Origin of the sequence: Pseudomonas sp. Pse35, assembly GCF_024519715.1 — a bacterium.
Classification (GTDB): Bacteria; Pseudomonadota; Gammaproteobacteria; order Pseudomonadales; family Pseudomonadaceae; genus Aquipseudomonas; species Aquipseudomonas paracarnis.
The window spans coordinates 84,537-101,841 of the sequence record NZ_JALJRP010000018.1; the positions used below are offsets into that span (position 1 = coordinate 84,537).

General features: G+C 61.6%; 12 protein-coding genes. 9 read left to right on the plus strand and 3 right to left on the minus strand.

Annotation, left to right across the window (positions count from 1 at the left end):
* Positions 1 to 74 precede the first annotated feature (74 nt).
* Genes OC445_RS16525 through OC445_RS16535 form a run of 3 tightly spaced genes read left to right on the plus strand, consistent with a single transcriptional unit; the run spans position 75 to position 5,854 of the window.
* Positions 75 to 3,296: an efflux RND transporter permease subunit gene (locus tag OC445_RS16525; RefSeq protein WP_198790557.1), complete on the plus strand. Its 3,222-nt coding sequence runs from the start codon at positions 75 to 77 to the stop codon at positions 3,294 to 3,296.
* Positions 3,286 to 4,455, plus strand: coding sequence for an efflux RND transporter periplasmic adaptor subunit (locus OC445_RS16530; RefSeq protein ID WP_105227222.1), 1,170 nt, complete (start codon positions 3,286 to 3,288; stop codon positions 4,453 to 4,455). Before OC445_RS16525 ends, OC445_RS16530 begins: the two co-directional genes overlap by 11 nt.
* Positions 4,439 to 5,854: an efflux transporter outer membrane subunit gene (locus tag OC445_RS16535; RefSeq protein WP_198790558.1), complete on the plus strand. Its 1,416-nt coding sequence runs from the start codon at positions 4,439 to 4,441 to the stop codon at positions 5,852 to 5,854. Before OC445_RS16530 ends, OC445_RS16535 begins: the two co-directional genes overlap by 17 nt.
* A 119-nt stretch (positions 5,855 to 5,973) precedes the next feature.
* On the opposite strand, the gene OC445_RS16540 is transcribed toward OC445_RS16535, so the two are convergent.
* Positions 5,974 to 7,257, minus strand: coding sequence for a Zn-dependent hydrolase (locus OC445_RS16540; protein ID WP_198790559.1), 1,284 nt, complete (start codon positions 7,255 to 7,257; stop codon positions 5,974 to 5,976).
* Between the two features lie 145 nt (positions 7,258 to 7,402).
* Complete coding sequence (locus tag OC445_RS16545; protein WP_181125305.1) at positions 7,403 to 8,890, minus strand: NCS1 family nucleobase:cation symporter-1; 1,488 nt, start codon at positions 8,888 to 8,890, stop codon at positions 7,403 to 7,405.
* 593 nt (positions 8,891 to 9,483) lie between these two features.
* Between OC445_RS16545 and hydA the strand changes: the two genes are divergently transcribed.
* The 3 genes from hydA to preA all read left to right on the plus strand — a co-directional run bounded on the left by hydA (position 9,484) and on the right by preA (position 13,670).
* Complete coding sequence (gene hydA / locus OC445_RS16550; RefSeq protein WP_060765159.1) at positions 9,484 to 10,923, plus strand: dihydropyrimidinase; 1,440 nt, start codon at positions 9,484 to 9,486, stop codon at positions 10,921 to 10,923.
* Between the two features lie 105 nt (positions 10,924 to 11,028).
* Entirely contained in the window at positions 11,029 to 12,396 is a 1,368-nt protein-coding gene (locus OC445_RS16555) for an NAD(P)-dependent oxidoreductase (RefSeq protein WP_198790560.1), read from the plus strand.
* On the plus strand, positions 12,396 to 13,670 hold the full coding sequence (preA, locus tag OC445_RS16560; RefSeq protein ID WP_198790561.1) for an NAD-dependent dihydropyrimidine dehydrogenase subunit PreA: 1,275 nt from the start codon (positions 12,396 to 12,398) through the stop codon (positions 13,668 to 13,670). The genes OC445_RS16555 and preA overlap by 1 nt, the downstream gene beginning before the upstream one ends.
* Positions 13,671 to 13,712: 42 nt before the next feature.
* Here preA and OC445_RS16565 read toward each other — a convergent pair whose 3' ends face one another.
* Positions 13,713 to 14,333: a TetR/AcrR family transcriptional regulator gene (locus OC445_RS16565; protein ID WP_198790562.1), complete on the minus strand. Its 621-nt coding sequence runs from the start codon at positions 14,331 to 14,333 to the stop codon at positions 13,713 to 13,715.
* Positions 14,334 to 14,449: 116 nt separating this feature from the next.
* On the opposite strand from OC445_RS16565, the gene copC reads away from it, so the two are divergent.
* From copC to OC445_RS16580, 3 genes are all read left to right on the plus strand, one after another.
* Positions 14,450 to 14,815, plus strand: a complete 366-nt coding sequence (gene copC, locus OC445_RS16570) for a copper homeostasis periplasmic binding protein CopC (RefSeq protein ID WP_197865546.1) — start codon at positions 14,450 to 14,452, stop codon at positions 14,813 to 14,815.
* Positions 14,816 to 14,818: 3 nt separating this feature from the next.
* Positions 14,819 to 15,679: a copper homeostasis membrane protein CopD gene (gene copD / locus OC445_RS16575; RefSeq protein ID WP_262020220.1), complete on the plus strand. Its 861-nt coding sequence runs from the start codon at positions 14,819 to 14,821 to the stop codon at positions 15,677 to 15,679.
* A gap of 277 nt (positions 15,680 to 15,956) precedes the next feature.
* Entirely contained in the window at positions 15,957 to 17,219 is a 1,263-nt protein-coding gene (locus OC445_RS16580) for an OprD family porin (RefSeq protein ID WP_262020221.1), read from the plus strand.
* The last annotated feature ends 86 nt before the right edge of the window (positions 17,220 to 17,305 follow it).

Sequence of the window (17,305 nt, forward strand, 5' to 3'; positions counted from 1 at the left end):
CTGAAAGGTGCGTGTTAGGTGGGTCGGTCAAGACTGCCGGGGTTTGCAATCCTGCTCTTCTCGGAGACTCACGCATGCTCGGGCTGGTAAAGACCGCACTGCACAAGCCGTACACCTTCATCGTGCTGGCTATATTCATCTGCATCATCGGGCCGATGGCGGCCCTGCGCACGCCCACGGATGTTTTTCCCGATATCGGCATTCCCGTGGTCGCCGTAGTGTGGCAGTACAACGGCCTGTCTCCGGACGCCATGGCCGGCCGGGTGATCTACACCTACGAACGCTCCCTGAGCACCACCGTCAACGACATCGAGCATATCGAGTCGCAATCGTTGCCCGGCATGGGCATCGTCAAGATCTTCTTCCAGCCTGGCGTCGATATCCGTACCGCCAATGCCCAGGTCACGGCGGTGTCACAAACCGTGCTCAAGCAAATGCCACCGGGCATCACCCCACCGCTGATCCTCAACTACAGCGCCTCCACGGTGCCGATCCTGCAAATGGCGTTCTCCAGCCCCAGCCTTTCGGAAGCCAAAATTCGCGACCTGGTGCAGAACAATATCCGCCTGCCCTTGAGCGCCCTGCCCGGCCTGGCCATGCCCACCCCAATGGGTGGCAAGCAACGGCAGATCACCCTCGACCTCGACCCTCAAGCCCTGGCCGCCAAAGGCTTGTCGGCCCAGGACGTGGGCAACGCCCTGGCGCTGCAGAACCAGATCATCCCGGTGGGCACCGCCAAGCTCGGCCCCAACGAATACACGATCCTGCTCAACAACAGCCCCAAGGCGATTGATGAGCTCAACGACTTGCCGATCAAGACCGTCGACGGTGCGCTGATCACCATCGGCCAAGTGGCCCATGTGCGCGACGGTTCACCACCGCAAACCAATATCGTGCGGGTCGACGGCCATCGCGCCGTGCTGATGCCGGCGCTGAAAAACGGCAGCATCTCCACGCTTTCGATCATCGACGGTATCCGGCAGATGCTGCCGCGCATCAACGAAACCTTGCCACCGTCGCTGAAAACCTCGCTGCTGGGCGATGCCTCGGTGTTCGTCAAGCAGTCGGTGGGCAGCGTGGCCCAGGAAGGCATCATTGCCGCACTGCTCACCAGTGCGATGATCCTGCTGTTTCTCGGCAGTTGGCGCTCGACCTTGATCATCGCCGCGTCGATTCCCCTGGCAGTGCTGTCGGCCATCGCGCTGTTGGCCGTCAGTGGGCAAACCCTCAACGTGATGACATTGGGCGGGCTGGCGTTGGCGGTGGGCATCCTGGTGGACGACGCCACGGTGACCATCGAGAACATCAACTGGCACCTGGAGCAAGGCAAGGCGGTGAAGGCCGCGATTCTCGACGGCGCCGCGCAAATCGTCGGCCCGGCTTTCGTCTCGCTGTTGTGCATCTGCATCGTGTTCGTGCCGATGTTTTTGCTGCAAGGCATCGCCGGTTACCTGTTCCGGCCAATGGCGCTGGCGGTGATCTTTGCCATGGCCAGTTCGTTCATTCTCTCGCGTACCCTGGTGCCGACGCTGGCGATGTATTTGCTCAAACCACATAGGCCGGAGGCAGGCGCGGGGCATCATCCGGAAGATGCATTCATCAATCACCACGAGGGTGAACAGCACTTGAGGCCGCGCAATGCGTTGTTGCAATCGGTGCTGAATTTTCAACAGGGATTCGAGCGGCACTTTTCCAATATCCGCGACACCTACCATGGCCTGCTGACGCTGGCGCTGGGTGCACGCAAGCGCTTCATTGTCGGGTTCCTGGCCTGCGTACTCGCGTCGTTCCTGCTGTTGCCGAGCCTGGGCCAGGACTTTTTCCCGGCCACCGATGCGGGTGCCTTGGCCCTGCATGTGCGCTTGCCACTGGGCACGCGCATCGAAGAAAGTGCCGCGGCGTTCGATCGCATCGAAGCACGGATTCGCGAGGTTATCCCGGCCGAAGAACTGGACACCATCGTCGACAATATTGGCATTCCGCTCAGCGGCATCGACATGGCCTACAGCAGCAGCGGCACCATCGGCCCGCAGGACGGTGACATCCAGGTCAGCTTGAAAACGCACCACGCGCCCACCGCCGACTATGTGAAAAAACTGCGTGAAGCCCTGCCGCAAAGTTTCCCCGGCAGCCACTTTGCGTTCCTGCCCGCCGACATCAGCAGCCAGATCCTCAACTTCGGCGCTCCCGCCCCTCTGGACGTCAAAATCTCCGGGCGCAATGACGCGGAAAACCGCGCCTATGCCGTCGAGCTTGAACGGCGCTTGCAACATGTACCGGGGATTGCCGACCTGCGGATCCAGCAGTCCACCGGCTACCCCTCGCTGCAAGTAAACGTGGACCGTATGCGCGCCAATGGCCTGGGCATCACCGAGCGTGACGTCACCAACAGCATGGTCGCCTCCCTCGCCGGCAGCTCGCAAACCGCGCCGACCTTCTGGCTCAACCCGGCCAACGGCGTGTCTTACTCCATCGTCGCCGCCACCCCGCAATACCGCCTCGACAGCCTGCCGTCCCTGGAAGCGCTGCCAGTGACCGGTGCCGATGGGCAGGCGCAAATTCTCGGCGGCGTGGCAACCATCTCCCGGGTACAGAGCCCGGCCGTGGTGACCCACTACAACATCGAACCAACCCTGGACCTGTACGCCAACGTGCAAGGCCGCGACCTCGGCGGTGTGGCCCGCGATGTGCAAAAGGTGCTGGATGACACTGCGTCCCTGCGCCCCAAAGGCGCGACCATCAGCCTGCACGGGCAGATCGATGCGCTGCATGAGGCGTTCAGTGGTTTGAGCTTCGGACTGCTCGGCGCGGTGGTGCTGATCTACTTGCTGATCGTGGTCAACTTCCAATCATGGGCCGACCCTTTTGTGATCATCACGGCGTTGCCGGCAGCATTGGCGGGCATCGTGTGGATGCTGTTTCTCAGTGGCACCTCGTTGTCGGTGCCAGCACTCACCGGCGCCATCTTGTGCATGGGCGTGGCCACCGCCAACTCGATCCTGGTGGTGAGCTTCTGCCGTGAGCGCCTGGCTGAACATGGCGATGCGTTGAAAGCCGCGCTGGAAGCCGGCTATACGCGCTTTCGCCCGGTGTGCATGACTGCCCTGGCAATGATCATCGGCATGTTGCCCCTGGCCATTTCCGAAGAGCAGAACGCCCCGCTCGGCCGGGCGGTCATCGGTGGCCTGGTCTTCGCCACCATCGCCACTTTGTTGTTTGTTCCCGTGGTCTTCAGCCTGGTCCACGGTCGTCATCCTACTCGCGCAACTGCTGGAGAAACGCCCCATGTCGCCTGATCAAAAACCCTCGCGCAAGCGTCTGATGCTCCTGGGTGTCGGTGGCCTGACGTTGGCTGCCCTGTTAGTCGCCAGCGGCCTGCACGCGCGTACGCTGCACGAGCAGTCGGTCACCGCCTGGACCGAAGCCGCCGCCGTCCCCCAGGTAATGGTGTTCCAACCCAAGCCAAACGCCGGCGGTGACACCCTGCGCCTGCCCGCCCACCTGGACGCATGGAGCAAAGCGGCGATCCATGCGCGGGTCAGCGGCTACTTGAAGGACTGGAAAGTCGACATCGGTGCCCAGGTCAAGGCCGGGCAAATCCTCGCCGAAATCGACAGCCCAGACCTTGACCAACAACTGGCCCAGGCCCATGCCCGCCTGATCCAGCAACAAGCCAATGCACGCCTGGCAGCCACCACGGCGACCCGCTGGCAAAACCTGCTGGCCAGCCATTCGGTATCGCGCCAGGACGCCGATGAGAAAACCTCCAACGCCGCAGCCGCCAAGGCCAACACCGAAGCCGCCGCAGCGGACTACGCACGACTGTGCGCCCTGGAAAGCTACAAGACCCTGCGCGCGCCGTTCGCCGGCACCATCACCGCCCGCAACACGGACATCGGCCAGTTGATCAAGGCCGATAACGCCAGCGATCCGGAACTGTTCAACATTGCCGACACCCACCAATTGCGCTTGTACGTGCCGGTGCCGCAGAACTATGCAGCGGTGATTCACACGGGCCTTGAGGCTGAACTGACCGTCCCTGAGCACCCCGGCGAGCACTTCAAGGCACGCCTGATCGGTGACTCCACTGCCATCGACCGCCGCTCCGGCACCCTGCTCGCCCAGTTCGTTGCCGACAACCCCAACGGCGAACTGCTGCCAGGCGATTACGCCGAAGTCACCCTGCCGATTCCGGCCGATACCCATGGCGTGAGCATCCCGGCCAGCGCCTTGATCTTCCGCGCCCAGGGCACCCAGGTTGCGGTACTGGACGGTCGCAACCATGTGCACCTGCAAGACATTCATATTGGCCTGGACCTCGGCGAGCGCCTGGTGATCGACCAAGGCCTGAAGCCTGCTGACCGCATCATCGACAACCCGCCCGACGCCCTGCGCGAAGGCGACCCGGTGCAACTGGCCGACGCCTCGGGAGGTACGCATGCGCCCAAGGCTTAAGCCGCTGGCGGCACTGATGGTGCTGGCGTTGCAGGGTTGCTCGATGGCGCCCACCTATACGGTGCCATCGATTGACCTGCCCGCCCACTACCGCGAACAAACCAGCGATGGCCCCTGGCACAGCGCGCAACCGTCGGATCAACTGGCGCCCCAGTGGTGGCAGCTTTACAACGATTCGCGCCTGAACGGGCTGCAGCAGCAACTGCTCAAGGCCAACCCGGACCTGGCCGCGGCGCTGGCGCATTTCGATGCGTCCCAGGCCTACGCCAGTCAACTGCACGCGGGCCTTTTCCCGCAAATCACCGCCAGCGCGCAACCGCTGCGCCAACGTCAATCGGATTCACGACCGCTACGCGGTACTACACAGCCGTCGGTGTACAACAGCAATACCGCTGGGTTCTCCCTGGGTTACGACCTCGACCTGTGGGGCAGAATCCGCAACCAGGTCGCTGCGGGCGATGCCCAGGCGCAAGCGTCCTTTGATGATCTGGCGGTGGTGCGCCTGAGCCTGCAACAGCAGTTGGCGAGCCTGTATGTGCAGCTCAATGGGCTGGATGCACAGGGCCGAATCCTCAACACGTCGTTGCAGGACTTCAGCCAAGCGTTGCAACTGACCCGCAGCCGTTATGAAGGCCAGATTGCGTCGGAACTGGACCTGACCCGCGCGCAAAACCAACTGGCCGAAGCCAAGGCGCAGCTGGACGAAGTGCGTGGCCAGCGCAACCTCGCCGAGCATGCCATCGGCGAATTGGTGGGCGTGACGGCCAGTGATTTTTCATTGCCGCCCAGCCCGCAGCTAATGGCGTTGCCAAGCATTCCGGCGCAGTTGCCCAGCCACTTGCTGCAGCGTCGTCCAGACATTGCCGCAGCTGAACGTCGTGTGTTTGCGGCCAACGCAACGATCGGCGTGGCCAAGGCGGCGTGGTTCCCGGATTTCAGTTTGACCGGTGTGCTGGGCGGACAGACCCAAGGCGTTGGCAACCTGCTGTCCGCCGGCAACCGGTATTGGGCACTGGGGCCGCAGATGAACCTGCCGATCTTCGATGGCGGACGCTTGAGCGCCAACGAGCGCCAGGCCAAGGCCGAATTCGAGGAAGCCTCGGCACAGTACCGTAGCCACGTATTGAAAGCCGTGCGCGAGGTGGAAGATAACCTCGCACAACTGCGGGATTTGCAGCAGCAAGCCGAGGACGAACAAGCGGCCGCAGAGGCGGCGCAACATACCCAGGCCTTGGCGATGAACAGCTATCAGGCCGGGGCGGTGAGTTACCTGGACGTGGTCACCGCCCAAACCGCCGCGTTGCAGGCACAGAGAACGTTGCAGGCGGTGCAGACCCGGCAGTTGCAGGCGAGCGTGGGACTTTTGACCGCACTCGGCGGCGGCTGGCAGCCGGGTTAATAGCCACTGATCGTTCCCACGCTCTGCGTGGGAACGCCGCTCAGGACGCTCTGCGTCTGCCTCTAAAATCGTGACGCGGAGCGTCACAGGGTGCATTCCCACGCGGAGCGTGGGAACGATCAGGCCGCGAGCTGGCCGCTGGCAATGGCCGCTGAAGCGGCCACCATCGCGCGCAACAACACCGCACACCCTGCCGCCAGGTCATCCGGCGCGGCATTTTCGATTTCGTTGTGGCTGATGCCGCCTTCACACGGTACAAAGATCATCCCCGCCGGGCCAAGCTCAGCCACGAAAATCGCGTCGTGCCCTGCCCCGCTGACGATGTCCATGTTCGACAAGCCCAAGCCATTGGCGGCATCGCGCACCGCCTCCACGCAGCCTTTGTCGAAGTACAGCGGCGGGAAGTCCGCCGTGGGCTGCATGTCGAAACTCAAGCCATGTTTGGCGCAGGTGTCCTCGATCACCTGACGCACCTGGGCAATCATCGAGTCCAGCCGTGCCGGTTCCAGATGACGAAAATCCAGGGTCATGCGCACCTCACCGGGAATCACGTTGCGCGATCCCGGATACGCTTGCAGGCACCCCACCGTGCCGCATGCATGGGGCTGGTGCGCCAAGGCCGCAGCGTTCACGGCGGCCACCACCGCTGCCGCGCCTACCAGGGCATCCTTGCGCAAGTGCATGGGTGTAGGGCCGGCATGGGCTTCAACACCGCGCAGCTTCAGGTCAAACCACTTTTGCCCGAGGGCGCCGAGCACCACGCCGATGGTTTTGTGTTCATCCTCCAGAATCGGCCCTTGTTCGATATGGGCCTCGAAATACGCGCCGACCTTATGCCCGCTGACCGACCGTGTTCCGGCATAACCAATCGCGTTCAACGCCTCCCCCACGCTGACGCCGTCCGTATCGACCTTGGCCAGAGTATCGGCGAGGCTGAACTTCTCGGCAAACACCCCTGAGCCCATCATGCACGGCGGGAAACGCGAGCCTTCTTCGTTGGTCCATACCACCACTTCCAGCGGCGCCTCGGTTTCCACATTCAGGTCGTTAAGGGTGCGCAGCACTTCCACACCGGCCAGCACGCCGAAGCAACCGTCGAACTTGCCGCCGGTGGGCTGGGTGTCGATATGGCTGCCGGTCATCACCGGTGGCAGGTCGGGATTGCGGCCGGGACGGCGCGCAAAGATATTGCCGATGCCGTCGATGGTCACGGTGCAACCCGCCGCTTCACACCACTGCACGAAGAGATCGCGAGCCTTGCGGTCGAGGTCGGTAAGGGCCAGGCGACACACTCCGCCTTTGGGGGTGGCGCCGAGTTTGGCCAGGTCCATCAGCGACTGCCACAGACGGTCACGGTTGATGTGCTGATGGGTCGATTGCAGAACGTCGAGGGCAGCGTTCATGGGGGTCTCCTCAGGCTACAGGTTCTTATGAATTAACGCGGTCAACTGTGGGAGCTGGCTTGCCTGCGATAGCGGTGTGTCAGCCGACACGGCTTTAACTGATAGTCCGCTATCGCAGGCAAGCCAGCTCCCACCTGAACCGTGTTTACAACGGGGATTTGGCGGTGAGTGGAGTGCTAGCGCGCTTGGCATTGAGCCCGTAATACAACACCCCGCCCAACGCCGAGCCGGTGAACCAGCCGTAGCTGTAGAACCAGCTGAACGCATCGCTGCCCAGCGACAGCAGCGTCAGCACCACCGGTACGCCAAAGGCGATAAAGCCGCTCCAGTTCCAGGCCGGGTACACGTCGTCGCGGTACAGGCCGGCCAGGTCCAACTGTTGTCTGCGGGTGATGAAATAGTCCACCACCATGATCCCGGCAATCGGCCCCAGCAGGCTTGAATAGCCCAGCAGCCAATTGGAATACACGGTTTCCAGGCTGACGTCCGAGACAATCAGCCCGAGTTTTTTCAGCAGTTCGTGGGCCATCAGCGCCAGCCCTACCAGGCCGGTGAGGATCACCGCCGTAGTGCGGTTGATCAGCTTGGGCGCGATGTTCTGGAAGTCGTTGGTGGGCGAGACGATGTTCGCCGCAGTGTTGGTGGACAAGGTGGCGACGATGATCAGCGCCATGGCGATGGCCACCCACACCGGGCTCTGGATATGACCAATCAGGCTCACCGGATCGGAGACGCTCACCCCCACCAGTTTCACCGAGGCGGCGGTCATGACCACGCCGAGGGCGGCGAACAGGAACATGGTCAGCGGCAAGCCGAAGATCTGCCCCAGAATCTGGTCTTTCTGGCTGTTGGCGTAGCGGCTGAAGTCGGGAATGTTCAGTGACAAGGTGGCCCAGAAGCCCACCATCGCCGTAAGCCCCGCCATGAAGTAACCGGTGAGGCTGGCGCCTTCGGGGCGCTTGGGTGGAATAGCCATCAGCTCGCTGAGGGACACGTTCGGCATCGCCCATACCAGCAGACCAACTCCTACGGCGACCAACAGCGGCGCCGACAAGGTTTCCAGGCGCTTGATCGACTCGGCGCCGCGCAGCACCACCCACAGGTTCAAGCACCAGAACAGCATGAAACCGATCACCTCACCGGTACCGCCGAGGGCTTTCCAGCCGTCGAAAATCGAACCCAGGAACAGGTGGATCGCCAGCCCGCCGAACATCGTCTGGATACCAAACCAGCCGCAGGCCACCAGCGCGCGGATCAGGCACGGTACGTTGGAACCGAGGATGCCAAAGGACGAACGCAACAGCACCGGAAACGGAATGCCGTACTTGGTGCCGGGAAACGCGTTGAGGGTCAGCGGGATCAACACCACGATATTGGCCAGTAGGATCGCCATCAGCGCCTCCCCCACCGACAGCCCGAAATACGCCGTGAGCACCCCGCCTAGGGTGTAGGTGGGCACGCAGATCGACATGCCGACCCACAGCGCGGTGATGTGCCATTTGTTCCAGGTGCGCTCGTGCACTTTGGTAGGTGCCATATCGTGGTTGTAGCGAGGGCTGTCGAGGACGTCGGGGCCGGCGTCGAGTTCGTACAGGCCGTTGCGCTCGATGACTTGCGATCTGTTCTGTTGCATGGCCGCTCCACGGTTTTTTTAAAATTATTGTTGCTCACCTGCACGCTAGGTTCAGGTGGCCGGAGTACCGCATCAACAACATGACATCCAGGGTTCCGGCCAACTGCCCGTGCACTCAATAACCGTGCCGACAACCGCCTCTGAACCCGCACCGCTTGTATAACTTGCTGATGTTTATCAGCTTTCCAATTGAGCCTGCGCTACTTGCCGCACGCGTCAGGCTAAACAATACGCAAGTTGCCAGAACCTGCAGGTCTCAAACTGGTGCATCACAATTATTTTTATTTCTCGACGCCGTCAAGCGGCATATCTCAAGCGCCTGATTTGCAATAAGAAATATTGAACAGATCAAGAACCTGTCAAGTGCGTCAAAACAGGGTGGGCGTGCTTCATTTTGGTGAAAATAGTATTTTTAACTTATAAATCAATTAGACAAAAACATTAAAGGCTTGATAAAAATCTTCTTGCTCATTCGAAAAACTCGGGCTAGTTTCTATTCCTGTCACCGATGACAGGAATTAACCGACCCTCGGTACGCAGCATTACAACACTTAGAACTGGCACAAGCCGGTCAAGCCTGTGAGGAACTCGACATGTCGCTGTTGATCCGTGGCGCCACCGTTATTACCCATGATGAAAGTTACCGCGCCGATGTGTTATGCGCAGAGGGTCTCATTCGCGCCATTGGCACGAATCTGGATATTCCCACAGGCTGCGAAATACTCGATGGCAGCGGCCAATACTTGATGCCAGGCGGCATTGACCCCCATACCCATATGCAACTGCCCTTCATGGGCACCGTGGCCAGTGAAGACTTTTTCAGTGGCACGGCGGCAGGCTTGGCCGGTGGTACCACGTCGATCATCGACTTCGTGATTCCCAACCCACAGCAATCGCTGATGGAAGCTTTCCACCAGTGGCGCGGCTGGGCCGAAAAGTCTGCCGCCGACTACGGGTTTCATGTAGCGATCACTTGGTGGAGCGAGCAGGTACGCGAGGAAATGGCCGAGCTGGTCAGCCATCACGGCATCAACAGCTTCAAGCATTTCATGGCCTACAAGAACGCGATCATGGCTGCCGATGACACCTTGGTCGCCAGTTTCGAACGCTGCCTGGAACTCGGCGCGGTGCCCACGGTGCATGCCGAAAATGGCGAGCTGGTGTACCACCTGCAACGCAAGCTGATGGCCCAGGGTATCACCGGGCCGGAGGCCCATCCGCTGTCGCGCCCGTCCCAGGTGGAAGGCGAAGCGGCCAGCCGTGCCATCCGGATTGCCGAGACCATCGGCACGCCGCTGTACCTGGTGCATGTGTCGACAAAGGAAGCCCTGGATGAAATCACTTATGCCCGTGGCAAGGGCCAGGCGGTGTACGGTGAGGTGCTCGCCGGCCACCTGTTGCTCGATGACAGCGTGTACCAGCACCCCGACTGGCAGACCGCCGCCGGCTATGTGATGAGCCCGCCATTCCGCCCACGCGGGCACCAAGAGGCGCTGTGGCACGGCCTGCAAGCGGGCAACCTGCACACCACCGCCACCGATCACTGCTGTTTCTGCGCCGAGCAAAAAGCCGCCGGGCGTGACGACTTCAGCAAGATCCCCAACGGTACCGCCGGCATTGAAGACCGCATGGCGCTGCTGTGGCATGAAGGCGTCAATACCGGGCGTTTGTCGATGCAGGAATTTGTCGCGCTGACCTCCACCAACACCGCGAAGATCTTCAACCTCTACCCGCGCAAAGGCGCGATACGCGTAGGCGCCGATGCCGACCTGGTGCTATGGGACCCCGAGGGCACGCGGACCATTTCCGCCAAGACCCACCATCAGCAGGTGGACTTCAACATCTTCGAAGGCAAGACCGTGCGCGGCGTGCCCAGCCACACCATCAGCCAGGGCAAGCTGGTGTGGGCCGATGGTGACCTGCGCGCCGAGCGAGGGGCCGGGCGGTATGTGCAGCGGCCGGCGTATCCCTCGGTGTTCGAGCAGTTGAGCAAGCGGGCAGCGCTTTGCAAGCCAGTGGCCGTGAACCGCTGAGTCCAAAAAAAGCGGACGCGGAGCGTCCAGTGAGGCTTTCCCACGCAGAGCGTGGGAACGATCGCCCATCAGAGGCAGCACCTCAATAACCGTGAGGCCAACACCGTGATCCAGACCCTGACCCACCTCCCCCACCCCCGCGAAGACGGGGCCACCCTCGCCAGCCAGTTCACCGACCTGGCACCGCCCCTCAACGCCCGCCAGGCCCAACTGGAAGCCTCGCGCTGCCTGTACTGCTACGACGCGCCTTGTGTGAATGCGTGCCCCAGCGAGATCGACATCCCTTCGTTCATTCGCAATATCCACACCGAGAACGTGCAAGGGGCCGCGCAGAAAATCCTCTCGGCCAACATCCTCGGTGGCAGTTGCGCACGGGTGTGCCCGACGGAAATCCTCTGCCAGCAAGCCTGCGTACGCAATAACGCCGAAGAATGCGCCCCCGTGCTGATCGGCCTGTTGCAACGCTATGCCATCGACAACGCGCACTTCAGCGAACACCCGTTCCAACGCGCCGCGCCCACTGGCAAGCGCATCGCCGTGGTCGGTGCCGGGCCTGCCGGTTTGGCCTGCGCTCACCGCGCCGCCTTGCACGGTCATGACGTGGTGATTTTCGAAGCGCGGGAAAAAGCCGGCGGACTGAATGAATACGGAATCGCCAAATACAAACTGGTGGACGACTTCGCCCAGAAGGAACTGGATTTCCTCCTGCAGATTGGCGGCATCGAGGTTCGCCACGGCCAGCGCCTGGGCGACAACCTGACCTTGAGCGAACTGCACCAGCAATTCGATTCGGTGTTCCTCGGCCTGGGTCTCGCTGCCAGCAAACAGCTGGGCCTGCCCTTTGAGGACGCCCCCGGCCTGCTCGCCGCCACCGACTATATCCACGAACTGCGCCAGGCCGATGACCTCAGCCAACTGCCCCTGGCCGACCGCTGCATCGTGCTCGGCGCCGGCAACACCGCCATCGACATGGCCGTGCAGATGGCCCGCCTCGGTGCCCGCGATGTCAACCTGGTATACCGCCGTGGCCTGGCCGACATGGGCGCAACCCACCACGAACAGGACATCGCCAAGGCCAATCAAGTACGGCTGTTGACCTGGGCGCAACCCGACGAGGTCCTGCTCGATGACCAAGGCCGCGTACGCGGCATGCGCTTTGCCCGCACCTGCCTGGAAAACGGTCGCCTGCTGCCTACCGGGGAAACCTTCGAACTGGCCGCCGACGCGATCTTCAAGGCGATCGGGCAAGGCTTCGACAACGACGCCCTGCACGATCCGCTGGCCCAGCAACTGCATCGCGTCGGCGAGCGCATCTTCGTCGATGAGCAACTGCGCACCAGCATCCCAGGGGTGTATGCCGGCGGCGATTGCGTCAGCCTCGGCCAGGACCTCACCGTTCAGGCGGTACAACATGGCAAGCGGGCCGCCGAAGCCATGCATGCCCAACTCATGCTGACTGTGGAGGCTGCGTAATGGCCGATCTCTCGATTGTATTCGCCGGTATCAAAGCGCCCAATCCGTTCTGGCTGGCCTCCGCGCCGCCCACCGACAAAGCCTACAACGTGGTGCGCGCCTTCGAGGCCGGCTGGGGTGGCGTCGTGTGGAAAACCCTGGGGGAAGACCCGGCGGCGGTGAACGTGTCGTCGCGTTACTCCGCGCACTATGGCGCCAACCGCGAAGTGCTGGGCATCAACAATATCGAACTGATCACCGACCGTTCCCTGGAGATCAACCTACGGGAAATCACCCAGGTGAAAAAGGACTGGCCGGACCGCGCACTGATCGTCTCGCTCATGGTGCCTTGTGTCGAAGCGTCCTGGAAAAACATCCTGCCCTTGGTGGAGGCGACCGGCTGCGACGGCATCGAACTGAACTTCGGCTGCCCTCATGGCATGCCCGAACGGGGCATGGGCGCCGCCGTCGGCCAGGTGCCGGAGTACGTGGAGCAAGTGACGCGCTGGTGCAAGACGTATTGTTCGCTGCCGGTGATCGTCAAGCTCACGCCGAACATCACCGACATCCGCGTGGCGGCGCGGGCGGCCTATCGCGGCGGCGCCGATGCGGTGTCGCTGATCAACACCATCAACTCCATCACCAGCGTGGACCTGGAGCGCATGGTCGCCCTGCCAGTGGTCGGTACCCAGAGCACCCATGGTGGTTACTGCGGCTCGGCGGTCAAGCCGATTGCGTTGAACATGGTCGCCGAAATCGCCCGTGACCCACAGACCAACGGCCTGCCGATCTGCGGCATCGGCGGTATCGGCACCTGGCGCGACGCCGCGGAATTCGTCGCCCTGGGCTGCGGCGCGGTGCAGGTGTGCACGGCGGCGATGCTGCATGGGTTTCGCATCGTTGAAGAAATGAAGGATGGCTTGTCGCGCTGGATGGACACCCAAGGCCATGCCAACCTGCAGGCGTTTTCCGGGCGGGCGGTGGGCAACACCACGGATTGGAAGTACCTGGACATCAACTATCAGGTCATCGCCAAGATAGACCAAGAGGCGTGCATTGGCTGTGGTCGTTGCCATATTGCCTGCGAGGACACCTCGCACCAGGCCATTGCCAGCTTGAAGCAGGCCGATGGCACGCATCTGTATGAGGTGATCGACGATGAGTGCGTGGGCTGCAACCTGTGCCAGATCACCTGCCCGGTGGCCGACTGCATCGAGATGGTGCCGATCGATACCGGCAAGCCGTTTTTGAACTGGACGCAGGACCCGCGCAATCCTTACCGGGAAGCGGTGTAACCCTAGCCCCTCGTTCCCACGCTCCGCGTGGGAACGATCAGCTCAAGGCTCCAAACCAATCCCGCGCAAAATCACACTGGTCACTGTCTGAATGGCCTTCTCGAACTGCCTGTCCGACAACGGCTGGTGATCATTCAGAATCTTCACCTGGTGGTCGAAGTCGGCATAGTGCTGGGTCGAGGCCCAGATCATGTACAGCAAGCTCGAGGGCTCCACCGGCAGGATGCGTTTGTCTTGCACCCATTGGCGAATCTTCGCTTCCTTCATCTTGGCCCAGTCGTACAGGCTTTCATCCAGGGCCTCGCCGAGTGTGGGCGCGCCGTGGATGATTTCATTGGCCCAGACCTTGGAGCCATACGGGCGCATGCGCGATCGCTGCATCTTGGCGCGGATGTAGCTGCTGAGCACCACCCGAGGGTCGTCGAAGGTTTCAAAGCTCAGGGCGTCCTGCTTCCACAACTCCAGCAGGTCGAACAGCACCGCGCTGTACAGCTCGCTTTTGGTGGTGAAGTAGTAATGCAGGTTGGAGCGCGGCAGTTGCGCTTCTTCGGCGATGTCTGCCATGGCGGTGCTGCCATAGCCTTTGTTGGCGAAGACCTTCTCCGCCGCCAGCAGGATTTTCTCGACGTTGACCCGACGAATTCCGATCTTGTGATTGCCCATAAGGGCTCCCTGACAACAACACGGCCTAAAGACTACCACCGGCTCTAGATCGGGGCGACAGGCCAAGCCGAAACTTCGTACACTGCCGGCTCCTATCCTCTGATCGGTATTGAACAATGTTGCTCAAGAAGTCCCTGACCGCTGCTGTCCTGTTCACTGCCCTGCTGGGCGCCTCCACGGCGTTTGCCCACGCCCACCTCAAGAGCGCGGAGCCTGCGGCTGACAGCAAAGTCGCCGCACCCAAAGACCTGCGCCTGACCTTCAGCGAAGGCGTCGAAGCCACCTTCACCAAGGTCTCCCTGAGCAAGGACGGCACCGAAATCGCCATCAAGGGCCTGGAAACTCCGGACGCCGACAAGAAGACACTGGTGGTCACGCCTGCCGCTCCGCTGGCAAGCGGCACGTATAAGGTCGAATGGCATGCGGTGTCCGTCGACACTCACAAAAGCGAAGGCACTTACAGCTTCAAGGTCGGCCAATAACCCATGGCAACCCTGCTGGTGCTGTGCCGCTTCCTGCACTTTTGCGTCGTGTTGCTGATGTTCGGGGCCTGGGTGTTCAGGCCCTGGCTGCTCGGCGCTCACGTCGTGCAGCCGACACTGGACCGGCAATTGCTGCGCATCACCCGTGGCCTGGCCGGCTTGGGGCTGTTCACCGGGGTTGTGTGGTTGCTGTTGATCACCGCCAGCATGGCCGGCAGTTGGGAGTCGGCGCTGCAACCGGCCACGGTGCAGTTGGTGCTGGGCAAGACCTTTTTTGGCCAGGTATGGGCCTGGCATCTGCTGCTGAACCTGCTGCTGGTGATCGTGCTGATCAAGCCCTGGCCGGCCTTGCGCTTGCCGCTGCTCGCCCTGCTGCTGGCGACCCTGGCCCCCGTAGGCCATGGCGCCATGCTCGATGGGCTGAGTGGGCGGTTGCTGATCCTTAACCAGGTAGTGCACCTGCTGTGCGTTGGGGCCTGGCTCGGTGGGTTGCTGGTGTTGGTGCTGATCCTCCGGCAGGCGCAAGACCACCACCTGGAGCCGATTCTGCGTCGCTTCAGTGGTGTGGGATATGGCTTGGTCGGCGGCCTGCTGGTAACCGGTCTGATCAACGTGCGCGTGCTCACCGGGCAACTGTGGCCCACGCCGCTGTTCGAGGGCTTCGCCTTGATCCTGCTGATCAAGGTGGGGCTGGTGCTGGGCATGCTGGGGTTGGCGCTGTTGAACCGGTTGCGTATCAAGCGCTGCGAACAACGCCTGGGCAGTTTGAGAGCCAGTGTGATGATGGAGTGGCTGTTGGGCATTGCAGCAGTGGCTGCGGTTTCCCTGCTTGGCACCCTGCCGCCGATGGTCATGGCTGGCTGAAACCTGCGTTGCAATGCAATCCATGTAGGAGCGAGCTTGCTCGCGAAAAACTCACAGGCGCCGCGTTCATTCAGGAAGCACGCGTTATCGTTGACGTTTTTTCGCGAGCAAGCTCGCTCCTACAGGGGGCGACCGTGCCGCTGCGTTGAATCGTTTCACCCAAGTCATCATATAACTTCTGCTTGACACGCCCTCAAAACCTCGCAAATATCGCGCTCAATGTTGTACGACAACGTATAACAAATAATAAAAACAACAAAACAAAGGGAGCCTCACTGTGAGTCAATCCGCCCGTCATTCCTGCACTCGCCTGGGCCTTCTCGGTCTCGGCAGCCTGGCCGTCACCCTGCCGCTGGGTGCCAACGCCGAAGGCTTTATCGACGACGCCAAGGCCACGCTCAACCTGCGTAATGCCTACTTCAATCGCAACTTCACCAACCCGACCAACCCCCAGGGCAAGGCCGAAGAGTGGACGCAGAATTTTATCCTTGATGCCAAGTCCGGCTTTACCCAGGGCACGGTCGGTTTCGGGATTGACGTGCTGGGCCTGTATTCGCAAAAGCTTGATGGCGGCAAAGGCACCGCCGGCACCCAACTGTTGCCGGTGCATGACGATGGCCGCCCCGCCGACAATTTCGGGCGCCTGGGTGCCGCGCTGAAGACCAGGCTGTCGAAGACCGAGTTGAAAGTTGGTGAATGGATGCCGGTGCTGCCGATCTTGCGTTCCGATGATGGCCGCTCCCTGCCCCAGACCTTTCGTGGCGGCCAGGTCACCTCCAATGAAATCGCCGGCCTGACGCTCTACGGTGGCCAGTTTCGGGGCAACAGCCCACGCAACGACGCGAGCATGGAAGACATGTTCATGAACGGCAAAGCCGCGTTCACTTCGGACCGTTTCAACTTCGGCGGCGGCGAATACACTTTCAACGACAAACGTACCCAGGTCGGCCTGTGGTACGCCGAACTGACTGATATCTACCAACAGCAGTACCTCAACCTCACCCACAGCCAGCCGCTGGGAGACTGGACCCTGGGCGCCAACCTCGGGTTCTTCAACGGCAAGGAAGACGGCAGCGCCCTGGCCGGCGACCTCGATAACAAGACCCTGTTCGCCCTGCTCTCGGCCAGATACAACGGCCATACCTTCTATGTTGGCCTGCAAAAACTCAGCGGCGACAGCGCCTGGATGCGCATCAACGGCACCAGCGGCGGCACTCTGGCCAACGACAGCTACAACGCCAGCTACGACAACGCCAAGGAAAAGTCCTGGCAGGTGCGCCACGACTTCAACTTTGTGGTGCTCGGCGTTCCGGGGCTGACCCTGATGAACCGCTATATCAGCGGCAGCAATGTACACACCGGGGCGATCACCGACGGCAAGGAGTGGGGGCGTGAGTCGGAGTTGGCCTACACGGTGCAGAGCGGTGCGCTGAAGAACCTCAATGTGAAGTGGCGCAACTCGACCATGCGTCGGGATTTCAGCAATAACGAGTTCGATGAGAACCGGATTTTTATCAGCTATCCGATTTCGTTGTTGTAGTTCCAAAGGCAAATCCGATCTCTAAGGTGCCACCTATCCATGTGGGAGCTGGCTTGCCTGCGATAGCGGTGGGTCAGTTACCACAT